The sequence below is a fragment of the Mycobacterium sp. SA01 genome, assembly GCF_041287105.1.
GTDB lineage: Bacteria > Actinomycetota > Actinomycetes > Mycobacteriales > Mycobacteriaceae > Mycobacterium.
In genome coordinates, this window is sequence record NZ_JBGGNO010000021.1 from 14,426 (window position 1) to 27,724 (window position 13,299).

Annotated in this window: 14 protein-coding genes and 1 tRNA gene; 11 read left to right on the forward strand and 4 right to left on the reverse strand. The window is 67.0% G+C overall.

What is annotated here, in order from left to right:
* The first annotated feature begins 48 nt into the window (after nt 1-48).
* From scpB to AB4879_RS23985, 5 genes are read left to right on the forward strand one after another with little or no spacing between them, the layout of a single operon-like run.
* Entirely contained in the window at nt 49-681 is a 633-nt protein-coding gene (gene scpB, locus AB4879_RS23965) for an SMC-Scp complex subunit ScpB (protein ID WP_370509893.1), read from the forward strand.
* Nucleotides 674-1,417 (forward strand): pseudouridine synthase, encoded by a 744-nt coding sequence (locus AB4879_RS23970; protein ID WP_102806446.1) that lies wholly within the window; start codon nt 674-676, stop codon nt 1,415-1,417. Before scpB ends, AB4879_RS23970 begins: the two co-directional genes overlap by 8 nt.
* The gene (cmk, locus tag AB4879_RS23975; RefSeq protein ID WP_102806445.1) at nt 1,414-2,094 is read left to right on the forward strand and encodes a (d)CMP kinase; all 681 of its coding nucleotides are present in this window, start codon (nt 1,414-1,416) and stop codon (nt 2,092-2,094) included. The genes AB4879_RS23970 and cmk overlap by 4 nt, the downstream gene beginning before the upstream one ends.
* The gene (der, locus tag AB4879_RS23980; RefSeq protein ID WP_102806444.1) at nt 2,091-3,494 is read left to right on the forward strand and encodes a ribosome biogenesis GTPase Der; all 1,404 of its coding nucleotides are present in this window, start codon (nt 2,091-2,093) and stop codon (nt 3,492-3,494) included. Before cmk ends, der begins: the two co-directional genes overlap by 4 nt.
* 50 nt (nt 3,495-3,544) lie before the next feature.
* The gene (locus AB4879_RS23985; RefSeq protein WP_102806443.1) at nt 3,545-3,847 is read left to right on the forward strand and encodes a hypothetical protein; all 303 of its coding nucleotides are present in this window, start codon (nt 3,545-3,547) and stop codon (nt 3,845-3,847) included.
* Here AB4879_RS23985 and AB4879_RS23990 read toward each other — a convergent pair.
* On the reverse strand, nt 3,844-4,527 hold the full coding sequence (locus AB4879_RS23990) for a nitroreductase family protein (protein ID WP_370509578.1): 684 nt from the start codon (nt 4,525-4,527) through the stop codon (nt 3,844-3,846). The two genes, AB4879_RS23985 and AB4879_RS23990, sit on opposite strands and share 4 nt — an antisense overlap.
* 143 nt (nt 4,528-4,670) lie before the next feature.
* On the opposite strand from AB4879_RS23990, the gene AB4879_RS23995 reads away from it, so the two are divergent.
* Nucleotides 4,671-5,438: a sulfite exporter TauE/SafE family protein gene (locus AB4879_RS23995; RefSeq protein WP_370509894.1), complete on the forward strand. Its 768-nt coding sequence runs from the start codon at nt 4,671-4,673 to the stop codon at nt 5,436-5,438.
* A 60-nt stretch (nt 5,439-5,498) separates the two neighbouring features.
* Here the strand turns inward: AB4879_RS23995 and AB4879_RS24000 are convergent.
* Both AB4879_RS24000 and AB4879_RS24005 read right to left on the reverse strand, forming a co-directional pair.
* Nucleotides 5,499-5,572: transfer RNA gene (locus tag AB4879_RS24000), tRNA-Pro, on the reverse strand.
* Between the two features lie 105 nt (nt 5,573-5,677).
* On the reverse strand, nt 5,678-6,580 hold the full coding sequence (locus tag AB4879_RS24005; RefSeq protein WP_370509579.1) for a helix-turn-helix domain-containing protein: 903 nt from the start codon (nt 6,578-6,580) through the stop codon (nt 5,678-5,680).
* Between the two features lie 64 nt (nt 6,581-6,644).
* Here AB4879_RS24005 and AB4879_RS24010 point away from each other — a divergent pair, with 64 nt between their 5' ends.
* The 5 genes from AB4879_RS24010 to AB4879_RS24030 are packed head-to-tail and all read left to right on the forward strand — an operon-like array spanning nt 6,645 to nt 12,105.
* Nucleotides 6,645-7,583, forward strand: a complete 939-nt coding sequence (locus AB4879_RS24010; protein ID WP_370509895.1) for an SDR family NAD(P)-dependent oxidoreductase — start codon at nt 6,645-6,647, stop codon at nt 7,581-7,583.
* The gene (locus AB4879_RS24015) at nt 7,580-8,383 is read left to right on the forward strand and encodes an acetoacetate decarboxylase family protein (protein WP_370509580.1); all 804 of its coding nucleotides are present in this window, start codon (nt 7,580-7,582) and stop codon (nt 8,381-8,383) included. Before AB4879_RS24010 ends, AB4879_RS24015 begins: the two co-directional genes overlap by 4 nt.
* A 3-nt stretch (nt 8,384-8,386) precedes the next feature.
* Nucleotides 8,387-9,601, forward strand: a complete 1,215-nt coding sequence (locus AB4879_RS24020; protein ID WP_370509581.1) for an amidohydrolase family protein — start codon at nt 8,387-8,389, stop codon at nt 9,599-9,601.
* Between the two features lie 14 nt (nt 9,602-9,615).
* Nucleotides 9,616-10,893, forward strand: coding sequence for an amidohydrolase family protein (locus tag AB4879_RS24025; RefSeq protein ID WP_370509582.1), 1,278 nt, complete (start codon nt 9,616-9,618; stop codon nt 10,891-10,893).
* Between the two features lie 3 nt (nt 10,894-10,896).
* A complete protein-coding gene (locus AB4879_RS24030; RefSeq protein WP_370509583.1) occupies nt 10,897-12,105 on the forward strand; it encodes a CaiB/BaiF CoA transferase family protein in 1,209 nt (402 codons plus the stop codon).
* Between the two features lie 9 nt (nt 12,106-12,114).
* Here AB4879_RS24030 and AB4879_RS24035 read toward each other — a convergent pair whose 3' ends face one another.
* The gene (locus AB4879_RS24035; protein ID WP_370509584.1) at nt 12,115-13,203 is read right to left on the reverse strand and encodes a methyltransferase; all 1,089 of its coding nucleotides are present in this window, start codon (nt 13,201-13,203) and stop codon (nt 12,115-12,117) included.
* Nucleotides 13,204-13,299 lie beyond the last annotated feature (96 nt).

A 13,299-nucleotide genomic window follows, 5' to 3' on the forward strand; every position in this document is an offset into this window, starting at 1 on the left:
GCGTCCGACTCGGAGGCCGATTTGGCTACTGACGTCGCTCTCCCCGAGATGGACGACGACGAACTGGTCCGGGTGCTGGAGGCGCTGTTGCTGGTCGTCGACACCCCGGTCAACGCCGAAACGCTCGCGTCGGTGACCGAGCAACCGCTGGAGCGGATCACCGCCACCTTGGAGCGGTTGGCCGCAGCGCTGGCGGACCGCGACAGCGGTATCGACCTGCGCGAGGCGGGCGGTGGCTGGCGCATGTACACCCGGGCGCGGTTCGCGCCGTACGTGGAGCGGCTGCTGCTGGACGGATCGCGGTCGAAGCTCACCCGCGCGGCGCTGGAGACGCTGGCGGTGGTCGCCTACCGGCAGCCGGTGACCCGGGCTCGGGTCAGCGCGGTCCGCGGCGTCAACGTCGATGCGGTGATCCGTACGTTGGTGGCGCGCGGGCTGATCACCGAGGCGGGTACCGACGAGGACACCGGCGCGACGACGTTCGCGACCACCGAGCTGTTTCTCGAGCGGCTCGGGCTGTCGTCGCTGACCGATCTTCCCGACATCGCGCCGCTGCTTCCTGACGTCGACGTGATCGACGACCTGAGCGAAAACCTGGATGCCGAACCACGTTTCGCCAAGCTGGCCGGCGTCTCGGCAGCCGATCCGAACGTCTCGATCGATGTGGACACCGATGCCTGAACCAGAAGGAGTGCGGCTGCAGAAGGTCCTGTCGCAGGCGGGAGTCGCCTCGCGACGGGTGGCCGAGCGGATGATCGTCGACGGGCGGGTGGAGGTCGACGGACGGATCGTCACCGAATTGGGCACCCGGGTCGATCCGGCCAACGCCGACATCAGAGTCGACGGGTCACGGATCGTCGTCGACGACTCGATGATGTACCTGGCGATCAACAAGCCCGTCGGAATGCATTCGACGATGTCGGACGAGCGGGGCCGGCCGTGCGTCGGTGATCTGGTGGAGCACCGAGTCCGCGGCAACAAGAACCTCTTTCACGTCGGACGCCTGGACGCCGACACCGAAGGTCTGCTGCTGCTGACCAACGACGGGGAGCTTGCGCATCGGTTGATGCACCCGTCCTTCGAGGTGCCCAAGACCTATTTGGCGACGGTAACCGGTTCGGTTCCACGGGGTTTGGGTAAGACGCTGCGCGCCGGCATCGAGCTGGACGACGGACCGGTCAAGGTCGACGACTTCGCGGTGGTCGATGCGGTGCCGGGAAAGACACTGCTGCGGGTGACGCTGCACGAGGGGCGTAAGCGGATCGTGCGCCGGCTGTTGGCGGCGGCGGGTTATCCGGTTGAGGCGCTGGTCCGGGTGAGCATCGGCGAGGTGACGCTGGGTGAACAGCGGCCCGGCAGCATCCGTGCGTTGACGCGCAAGGAAGTCGGCGATCTGTACAAGGCGGTTGGTCTGTGAGTCGATGCGTTGTAGCGGTCGACGGGCCAGCCGGGACCGGAAAGTCGTCGGTGTCACGGGGTTTGGCGCGTGCATTGGGCGCCCACTACTTGGACACCGGTGCGATGTACCGACTTGTGACGCTGGCGATGCTGCGTGCCCACATCGACTTGACCGACGCCGGCGCCGTCGCGGCAGCCTCCGATGTGGCGCTGTCGGTGGGTTCTGACCCAGACATCGACCGGGCTTACCTTGGCGCTGAAGATGTTTCGGCCGAGATTCGGGGCGATGAGGTCACGCGGGCGGTCTCGGCGGTCTCTGCGGTCCCTGAGGTACGCACCCGGATGGTGGCGTTGCAACGTGAATTGGCGGCAGGGGCCGACAGGATCGTGGTCGAAGGCCGTGACATCGGCACGGTCGTGCTGCCGGATGCCGACGTGAAGATCTTTCTGACCGCGTCGGCCGAGACGCGGGCGCGCCGCCGCAACGATCAGAACGTCGCGACCGGGCTGCCCGATGACTACGACACGGTGCTGGCAGACGTGATCCGCCGCGACCACCTGGATTCCACCCGCACGGTGTCGCCGTTGCGACCGGCGGAGGACGCGATCATCGTCGACACCAGTGACATGACCCAGGACCAGGTGGTGGCCAATCTGCTTGATCTGGTCGAAAAGCGAAGTGGTGCAATGCGATGAGCGAAGACGGCACGTGGTCTGACGAAAGCGATTGGGAGCTTTCCGAGGAGGGATTCGACGACGACGAGGAGGCGCTGGCGCCGCCACCGGTGGTGGCAGTGGTCGGCCGGCCCAACGTCGGCAAGTCCACCTTGGTCAACCGCATTCTCGGCCGGCGTGAGGCCGTCGTGCAGGACCTGCCGGGGGTGACCCGCGACCGGGTGTCCTACGACGCGTCCTGGACCGGGCGGCGTTTCGTCGTGCAGGACACCGGCGGGTGGGAGCCGGACGCCAAAGGCTTGCAGCAGTTGGTCGCCGAGCAGGCCTCGGTGGCGATGCAGACCGCCGATGCGGTGATCTTGGTCGTCGACGCGACGGTCGGTGCCACCAGTGGTGACGAGGCGGCAGCCCGAATTCTGCGCCGATCAGGCAAACCGGTGTTCTTGGCGGCCAACAAGGTTGACAACGAGAAGGGCGAGGCCGACGCAGCCGCGCTGTGGTCGCTCGGGCTGGGGGAGCCGCACCCGATCAGTGCCATGCACGGCCGCGGGGTGGCCGATCTGCTGGACGAGGTGGTCGCGGATCTGCCTGCCCAATCCGAGGTGGCTCAGGCCACCGGCGGACCGCGACGGGTGGCGCTGGTGGGCAAGCCCAACGTCGGCAAGAGCTCGCTGCTGAACCGGTTGGCCGGAGCTGAGCGTTCGGTGGTGCACGACGTCGCGGGAACCACGGTGGACCCGGTGGACTCGCTGATCGAACTAGGCGGCAAGACATGGCGTTTCGTCGACACCGCCGGCTTGCGCCGCCGGGTCGGGCAGGCCAGCGGCCACGAGTTCTACGCGTCGGTCCGCACGCACAGCGCGATCGATGCCGCCGAGGTGGTCGTCGTACTGATCGATGCGTCGCAACCACTCACCGAACAGGACCAGCGCGTCCTGACCATGGTGATCGAAGCGGGGCGGGCGCTGGTGCTGGCGTTCAACAAATGGGACCTCGTCGACGAGGACCGGCGTTATCTGCTGGACCGCGAGATCGACCGCGAACTGGCGCAGCTGCAGTGGGCGCCGCGGGTGAACATCTCCGCCAAGAGCGGGCGCGCGGTGCAGAAGCTGGTGCCGGCGATGGAGACCTCGCTGGCGTCGTGGGATTCCCGCATCTCGACCGGGCAGCTCAACACGTGGATCAAGGAAGTGGTCGCGGCCACCCCGCCGCCGGTGCGCGGCGGCAAGCAACCGCGGATCCTGTTCGCCACCCAGGCCACCGCCCGCCCGCCCACATTTGTGCTGTTCACCAGTGGTTTCTTGGAGGCCGGTTATCGGCGGTTCCTGGAGCGGCGGCTGCGCGAGACGTTCGGTTTCGAGGGCACCCCGATCCGGATCAACGTGCGGGTGCGGGAGAAGCGCAAGCTCAAGCCGCGTTGATTCGGCGGGTTTGACGGTATTTGGCCGCTGCTGGGCATAGATTGCCGGGCATGGAGTTTGCTACCTCATTGGCGCCGACGCGCCGACTGGTCTATGGCATTGCCGGTTTGATGATCGCTGCGGCGCCTGCCGTCGCCGTGTTCTCAGGTGCGTTCGACGGTGCCGTGCCCCGAGTGCTGGCCTGCTCGGAATCCGACACCGAGGACAGCTTCTCGATGGACTGCGCGCCGTCGATGATCCCCGACACCAGCGACATGCTGACCGAAGCCGAGGTCGCCGAGCCCGGCTGGAACGGCGGCGACCATGGTGGAGGTCCGGCCGGTGGCGCACCCGGAAGCGGTGGCCACCGCTAGGTCGTGAGCCCCCGGCTTCCGTACGTGTCGAAGTGGACGACGTCCTCAACCGGCCTGCGGGTGGTCGGGCCGTAGCGTCCGCGCGGCCAGCCGAGCGGGACCACGCAGACCGGGGTCACCGACAGCGGTAGGCCCAGGATCCTGCGCGCCGAGGTGACGTTCCACAGCGGCATGGTGATCAGGGATGCGCCCAGTCCCATCGCCCTGGCGGCCAGCAGCAGGTTCTGCACGCTGGGATAGATCGAGCCGAAGTACGACGTTTCGCCCACGAACGGCGTCGGGACGTAGGGCACGCGGGTGCCGCCGCGCAGGCAGGGAACCACCAGGACCGGTATCTCGCTGAAGTGCTCGACTTGCCATTCCACTGCCTTGAGGATCTTTAGCATCGACTCGTCGTTGGCGGCTTGCCGCCTGCCGAGGGCTCCGTAGATCGACCAGGGCTGGCGGTAGCGCTTGCCGAGTTGATCCTTGACGCGTTGGTCTTTGACGACGATGAACTCCCAGTTCTGGCCGTTGGACCCGGTGGGAGCGCGCAGTGCGAGTTCGATGCACTTCACCACGATGGCGTCGTCCACCGGATCGGGTTTGACCCGCCGGATCGCGCGCTGGGTCATCATCGCATCGATCAGCGGCATGGAGAGGTTGGCCAGCGCCTCGTCGGTACTCGGAATCTCGCTCATGGGAATAACAGGCTAGGCGGCTCGCCGCCGGAGTAGGGCTGTGTGCCGTATCACGCTGCAGGCGAGCGTGTTTGGTGGCTGCTGCGGGCGCCGTCGGTGCTGACCGGTTCGCCGGATAGGGTTCGTTGGTGTCCGTTGCCCACATGATCGTGATCGTCCTGGCCGGGATGGGGGCCGGCGCCATCAATTCGTTGGTCGGTTCCGGCACGCTGATCACCTTCCCGACGTTGGTCACACTCGGGTTTCCGCCGGTGACGGCGACGATGTCGAACGCGATCGGCCTGGTGGCCGGCGGGGTGTCGGGTACCTGGGGGTATCGCAAGGAACTCCGCGGGCAGTGGGATCGACTGCGCTGGCAGATTCCGGCATCGCTGATCGGCGCGGCGATCGGGGCGTTCCTGCTGCTGCACCTGCCGGAGAAGGTGTTCACGCAGATCGTTCCGGTGCTGTTGGTCGGCGCCCTGGTGCTGGTGGTGATCGGACCGCGTATTCAGGCCTATGCCCGGACCCGCGCCGAGGCCGCAGGCCGCTCGGCCGAGCATGTGTCGCCGAAACGGATGACGGCCCTGGTGGTCGGAACCTTCGCCGTGGGCATTTACGGCGGGTACTTCACCGCGGCGCAGGGCATCCTGCTGATCGGGGTGATGGGTGCGCTGCTGCCCGAGGACATGCAGCGCATGAACGCGGCCAAGAACATGCTGTCGCTGTTGGTGAACATCGTCGCGGCCGTGGCCTACACCATCGTTGCGTTCGACCGGGTGAGCTGGGAGGCGGCCGGGCTGATCGCCATCGGGTCGCTGGTCGGTGGCTGGCTGGGTGCACACTACGGACGGCGGCTGTCGCCGAACGTGCTGCGGGCCGTCATCGTGGTGGTCGGGCTGATCGGGTTGTACCGGTTGTTGAACGTGTAGCCGAGCGACCAGCTGACGTAGACCCTCTCGCGCGCAACCATGTTGCGCTGTCGAGATCGGTCGGGCTGACAGGATTTGAACCTGCGACCCCTTCACCCCCAGTGAAGTGCGCTACCAAGCTGCGCCACAGCCCGCGTGCCCGCCGAAACTACCGACGGGCGCCAGGGAACGATACATCAGTGGCAGCGGAAACTCCGAAACGGTCGACACGTGCCGGACCGAGGGTCGGCGGTTCTTCGTTAGGGAGCCGGTTGGGACAGAGACTCTTCCGCCAGCGCGGCGCTGAGCCCCCGGGTGGCCGCAGCGAGTTGTTCGCCCATCCGGGTGACGTCGGCGCCGCTCATCGGTTCGGGACTCGGAACAAGGCTCAGGATCAAGGCAATACGTGAGTCCGCAGCCAAGACCGGCGAGTCGATATGGCTCACCTCGTAGGTTCGGTCGCTGTCCAGGCTGACCGGAAACCACTGCTCCTGATGGATCAGTTCGTCGGTCAACGCCTGCGCGAGTTCGCTGAGCCGGGTGGAGCGAACCTCGGCGCTACGGACGATGAGCGCCAGTTCCTGCAAGCGCAGATCGGGCAACAGATGAAGTCCGACCGCGTAGCCACGCTGTTCGGCGGCGGCGATGGCGTCGCGGTATCGCTCGCGTACGTCCTCGGGCAGCGCGGTCAGCCACCGCTCCCGAGCGTGCACCCCGGCCCACGCCACCGTCGACGCGCCATACGGCGGGCGGTGCGGGAACTGCGTACCGATCGGCATCGGATGGCCACCGCCGAGGCGGCTGCGAACTTGGTCGACGACGGTGGAGTGGTCGTCACCGACCGAGAAGGCGACGCAGTGCGCACCGGTCGCTGCGGACAGTTCGATCATCGCCGAGCGGGCCAGCGCCAAGGCCGGGAAGTGGCCTGCCGCCTCCCGGCCGAGGCGTACCAGCGCGGGACCCAGGTGATACGTCTTGCGAACCGGATCGCGCAGCAGCCAGCCGGCCCGCAGAAGTTCCGCCAGCATCGAGTGGCAGCTCGCCTTGTGAACGTTCAAGTAGCGCGACACCTCGGCCAACGTCAGCCCGTCGCGTCCCTCGCCGGCCAGGTGCTCGAACAGATTCACGACCCGCTCGGTCTGCGGAGATGGGCGCGGCGGCATCGACCGATGGTCGCATAATGCGACTGCTTGCGGTGATATACGCGACCATGTGACGATGCCCACAATGAAGGACCTACGGGGCGCAGTGGCGGTCGTAACCGGGGGCGCCGGCGGGATCGGACGCGCCATGGGCAGGCGGTTCGGCCAAGAAGGCATGAAGGTCGTGCTGGCCGACGTCCTTGCCGAGCCACTCGACGAGGCAACCCGGGCTTTGACCGACGACGGCATCGAGGCGATCGGCGTGGTCACCGACGTCACCGACTACTCCTCGGTCGAATCGCTCGCCAGGCACGCTCTCGACCGATTCGGCGCAGTGCATGTGGTGTGCAACAACGCCGGCACCGGCGCGGTGTCCGAGGGGTACATGTGGGAACACGATCTTGCGGACTGGCGCTGGGGGATCGACGTCAACGTCCTCGGCGTCATCCACGGCATCAAGGCGTTCGTGCCGATCCTGCTCGACCAGGGCGAGGGTCACGTCGTCAACACCTGTTCGGGGAATGGCGGTTTCGCGCCGATCGCCCGCGGCGCGATGGGCGGCCCGGCCACCGCGGTGTACCCGATGACCAAGGCTGCCGTGCTGTGCCTGACCGAAAGCCTCTACACGCACCTGGAAATGACCGGGGCCGCCGTCCGGGCCCATGTGCTCTTCCCTGGCGGCTTCTTGAACACCGGCATCTGGGAGTCGTGGCGGCACCGGCCGCAGCAGTATGCGGCCACTCAGGAACGCCGCACCGAGTTGCAGACTTTGGCCAACGTGGTCGCCCGCTTCGAAACAGCCGGCGCACACGTGGAATTCACGCCGCTGGAGACGGTCGCCGCTCAGGTCATCGAGGGCCTCCGGACAGACAGCTTCTGGATGATGGGGCCACCCGCGCCCTCCGATGACGTGGTGAGCAAGAAGGCGGCCTCGATCATCGCGCGCGGCGAACCCGACTACCTGGTCGACGTCCTCGGCAAGCACGCCGGGCAGAGCGGCGAGAACGAAGGAGGAAACCGATGAGCGTCAACACCGTTCGCTACGGCCCGCGCCCACCCGAGGCGCGGGTCGACCACGAAATCGATGCCACCAAGGCGCCCATCGCCACCGAGGCGGTGACCGTCACCTATCTCACCGATCCGGAGATCGTCGCCGCGGTCCTGCCCAAGCCGCTCGAACCGGCAGCCGAACCCCTGGTCCGCGTCCAGTTGCAGCGGGTCCAGATCGAGGGCCGGCCCCCGTTCGGGTCAGCGGTGTTCTCGGTGCGGGCCCGGCACGGCGACGTCGACGGCGACTACCCGTTGTTCATGCCGCAGTCCACCGAACAATCCGTCACCGGTGGACGCGAAACCTTCGGTGAGCCAAAGAAGTTGGCCGACATCCGAGTGGACCGCGACGCCGACGATGTCACTGCCACCGTCGCCCGGCTGGGATATCCGCTCATCACGGTGAGCGGGCGCGTCACCGGACCGGCAGAGTTGCCGCCCGACCAGGTGAACACCGAGTTCTACTTCAAGTTCCTGCGCGCCCCCGACGGCGACGGCATCACCGATCCGCACCTGGTCTACGGCGAGTACCACCGGCATTACGAGCTGCTGGAGAACATCGACGGCACAATCGAGTTGGGGGAGTCGCCGCTGGACCCGGTGGCCGACATCGTGGTCCGTCAGCTCACATCGATCACATGGTGCCGCCGACGAACCGTTCAGGTCGGCAGGATCGCCGAGCGGGTTCCGGCGGAGTGGCTGTTGCCCTACGTCCACCAGCGCTACGACGACGTCGCTCTGCTCGCCGCGCCGAGGCCCGAGCCGACGCGGGTGTAGCGGATGGACCGGTACACCGTCATCTCAGCCGACTGCCACGCCGGCGCCGACCTGCTCGACTACCGGGATTATCTCGACCCGCGATTCCGCGACGAATTCGACAGGTGGACAACGACGTACGTCAATCCGTTCGCCGATCTCGCCGACGCCGACGCCGAACGCAACTGGGATAGCGACCGTCGCAACTCCGACCTGGATGCCGAGGGCGTCGCCGGTGAGGTGATCTACCCCAACACGATTCCGCCGTTCTTTCCCTCGTCGAGCCTGGCGGCCACGCCGCCGGAGACCGCCCGCGAGCTCGAGCTGCGTTGGGCCGGGCTGCGCGCGCACAATCGCTGGCTGGCCGACTTCTGCTCGCTGTCTCCCGAGCGGCGTGCCGGGGTGGGGCAGATTCTGCTGCAGGACCTCGACGAAGCCGTCGCCGAGGTAGCGCAGATCGCGAAACTCGGTCTGCGCGGCGGTGTTCTGCTGCCCGGGATACCGCCAGGAGCAGCCATCCCTCAGCTGTACGCCGAGCACTGGGAACCGCTGTGGGCGGCATGCGCCGAGGCCGGTCTGGTGGTCAATCACCACGGCGGCAATGCCGGACCCAGTCCTCTCGACGGCTGGGGCAGCTCATTCGCCATATGGGTGTACGAGACGCACTGGTTCGCGCACCGGGCACTGTGGCACCTGATCTTCAGCGGCGCGATGGATCGTCATCCGGACCTCACCGTGGTGTTCACCGAGCAGGGTGCCGGGTGGATACCGGCCACCCTGGACTCCCTCGACGTTGCGGCAGCCCGCTACGCGCGAGAAGGATCCGCGATCGCCCGCTTCGCCGGGCCTACCGCGGGCTCGCTATCTCTCAAGCCCAGCGAGTTCTGGGCCCGCCAATGCTATGTCGGGGCCAGTTTCATGCGGCCGGTCGAATGCGCCGAACGGCACGAGATCGGCGTCGACCGGATCATGTGGGGAAGTGACTACCCACACCTGGAGGGAACCGGCTTCTTCACCCGAGAAGCGTTGCGCTACACCTTTTCCGGTGTGGCGCCCGAGGAAGTCGCGGCCATGCTCGGCGGTAACGCGGCGGCCGTCTACGGCTTCGACCTGGCGGCGCTCCAGCCTCTGACCGATCGGATCGGCCCGACCGTCGCCGAGGTCGCCGAGCCGCTGACGGAGGTGCCCGCAGGTGCGAGCAGCACCGTCTTCGAGCCCGACCCCATCCGTACCTGGTAATCGAAAGGCCCATCGTGAACAACGCTGCCCCGTACCTCATCATCTCCGCCGACACGCACGCCGAGCTCCCGACCGAGCGGTACCGCGAATACGTCGATCCCGAATACCGCGAGGACTTCGAGGCCTACCTCGCCGAGAAGCAGGCCGCGGCGCAGGCCGGTGGGTTCATCGACGAGGAGTTCGCGCAAACCTGGTTCGACGAGCACGGCGAGGGGATCGCCGGCGGATGGGATGTCGCCCAACGGGATAAGGAACTCGACGGGGATGGTGTGGCCGGCGAGGTCATCTTCCCCGACGCTGACGCGGTGACGGGCGTGGCGGGAGCTCCGTTCGGTGCCGGCCTGGGCCAGTCGGGCGACCTCGACCCCGGCCGGGCGATGGCCGGTGCACGAGCCCACAACCGGTGGCTGTCCGAGCTGTGCAGCCACAGTCCGGAGCGGCGGGCTGGAGTCGCGGTGATCCCGATCCTGGCCGACGTCGATGCGGCGGTCGTCGAGATCACCCGGGCCGCCGAAGCCGGTCTGCGGGGCGGGATCCTGATCCCCGTGCTCTGGGGTGACTACCCGCCGTATCACGACCGTCGTTACGACAAGGTCTGGGCCGCCTGCCAGGACCTGCAGATGCCGGTGCACACCCACGTGGGTCCCGCTCCGAGCGCGGAGTATGGCGAGCACCTGGGGATCTACACCACCGAGGTGCGGTGGTGGGGAGCCCGGCCGCTGTGGTTCGCCCTGTGGGCCGGGGTGTTCGAGCGTTTCCCCGCACTGCGCTGGGGTGCCACCGAGTGCGGTGCGTTCTGGGCCAACGATCTGCTGTGGTTGATGGACACCCGCTTCCTGCGGGAGCATTCGGCGAAGAAGATGAGCCGAGCGCTCGAGGGTGATCTGACCATGCCGCCCTCGGCGTACTTCGACCGGAACTGCTTCATCGGGGCCACCACGACCGAGCGGCGTGAACTGGCGCGCCGCTACGAGATCGGTGTTCCGAACATGCTGTGGGGCAACGACTATCCGCATCCGGAAGGAACCTGGCCGAACACCCGTAAGTGGCTACGGCACGCGTTCTGGGACATCCCCATCGACGAGACCCGGCAGATGCTGGGGCTGGCGGCGGCCGAGATCTACCACTTCGATCAGAAAGCTCTGGCCCCGCTCGTCGAACGCATCGGCCCGACGCCGGACGACCTCGGGCAGGATGACGCGGTGAGCATTCCGAAGTGGGAGGCGGCACGGCAGGCCGGCCGGCACTGGCTCACGGATACCGAGCCCCTCGCCGACCTGGTGGAGAACTGATACATGGATTCGGCTGATCACGCGCATACTGGGCCGCTGCGCGGTATTCGCGTTCTGGAGTTGTCGCTGGCGCTGACGGGTCCCTACATCGGTGCACTGTTCGCCGACCAGGGCGCCGACGTGGTGAAAGTGGAACGCCCCGACATCGGCGACATCCTGCGCTGGATCGGTCCGAGCGTGAACGGGTTGAGTGCGGTCTTCCGGGTGTGCAACCGCGGCAAGAAGTCGATCGCGGTGGATGTCCGAACCGAGGCCGGACGGGAGATTGCGCTCGAACTGGCGGCGCAAGCCGACGTGGTGATCCAGAACTTTCGTCCCGGCGTGGCCGACCGGCTCGGTGTCGGGTATGCCGACGTCGTCGCGATCAATCCCGAGGTCGTCTATGTCTCGTTGACCGGTTTCGGTGAGGTCGGGCCCTATCGGGACCGCAGCGCATACGACACGGTTATTCAGGCGTACGGCGGTGTGGCGTCCAGCCAGGCCGCCCCCGACGTCGGCGAGCCGATCTTCTTGCAGCAGGTACTGGCCGACAAGGTCACCGCGCTGTACGCCAGCCAAGCCGTCACCGCCGCACTGTTCGCACGGGCGACAGGTCGCGGCGGACAACACGTGCACGTCTCGATGGTGGACGCGGTGGTGTCCTTCTTGTGGACCGATGCGGCCGGCAACGAGGTCCTGCTCGACTCGGACAATTCGCAGCCGTCCAGTTTCACATCGGGATTCAAGCCGTTCCGCTTCATCGACGGGTGGGGTGTGGTGACCCCGATCTCGGATTCCGACTTCACCGGCATGTGCCGTGCGCTGGACGCGCCCGGCGCCGACGACCCGCGACTTCAGACCGCCGAGCTGCGAAACCAGCACCGCCCGTTGATGGCCGAGGTGATGGCAGCGTGTTACGCGGGCGCGGAAAAGCTGACGGTGCACCAGGCGACGGAGAGATTCGAAGCCGCCGACGTACCGTACGCGATGATCGTGCCGCCCGAGGAATTGCCCGACGATCCGCACGCCATCGCAATGGGGCTGTTCGAGGAACGTGACGACCCGGTGGTGGGGCGGGTGCGTATCCCGCGGCATCCCGCCCTCTTCGACGGCACTCCGGCTCGATTAGCCGGTCCGGCACCGAAATTGGGCGAGCACACCGAGGAGATACTCGCCCAGGTGGGTCGGGTGGGCCAGGGATCCGGCTTGCGGGACTCCGGGGTCATCGCCTGACGCGGTTGGCTAGACCGCGACAGCTTCCAGAATGCTGATCGGGCCGACGGTGTCGACCACTCGAGTCAGCCGGAACCCTGACTTGTCGAATAGCTGACGGTACTCGGCCGCGGTGCGTTCGCGAGCGTTGGCGACGACCAGCATCTCGATGTCCACCCACTTGCCGTGGAAATTCCTGTCGTGGTCAGGAATGACGAACTCGATCAACAACACTCGTGCGCCCCGGTGAGCGGCGGTGCGGATGTTCTGCAGAATGCGGACCGCATCGTCGTCGGGCCAGTCATGGATGATGTGCTTGAGCACATAGGCGTCGGCGCCCTCCGGAACGGATTCGAAGAACGATCCCGGGTCGATTCGGGTGCGGTGCTCGACGCCGTACTGCCGCAGCAGAGCAGGTGCGCCGGCCACCACCTCGGGCAGATCGAACAACACGCCGCGGGCGTGTGCCGCGGACTCGAGGATCGCGGCGAGGAGCCGGCCGTGACCGCCGCCGATGTCGGCGATCGTGGCGAAGCGGCTGAAGTCGTAAGCCGCGACGACAGCGCTGACCGACGACTCCGACAGCCCCGTCATGGCCTGGTTGAAGATCCCCGCGAGCGCCGGCTCCTCGGCGAGGTAGTCGAAGATCGGCTTGCCCCGCAACGCGGGAACCACCGCGGAGCCTGTGCGTACCGCGTCTGCCACGTGACTCCAATGCTCGCGGTGCTGTGCTGAGCCAACCCAGCGGGCCATGCCCGCCATCGAGACGGGGGAGTCGGTGCGCAATGTCTCCGCAAGGGCGGTGAGCTCGTAGCGGCCGTCGCTGCGGTGCCGGAACACACCGACACCGATGAGTGCCCGAAGCATCCGGCACAGTGCGTCCTGGTCGACGTTCAGTCGCCGCGCGAGCTCATCGCCGGTCGCGGGCCCGTTCGCCAGTTCATCGGCTATACCGAGTTCTGCTGCAGCAGAGATCAATTGGGCAATCCACGCACCCATGATCAGTTCCATCATGACGGCTGCCGGGGGCGCGGCGCGTTGGTGGATCCGGTACAGGACGTGACGGGCCCGTTCGATGATCCGGACAAGTTTCGTCGGTGGCGCTTTGGTGGACGTCACGGGACCATCCCTTCTCGGTCGTTCAGTAGCCGACAAGCGCCCGAACCGTAACTCCGGTTCCCATTTAAAGCAAGTGGTGACTTGCATTAAGATTCG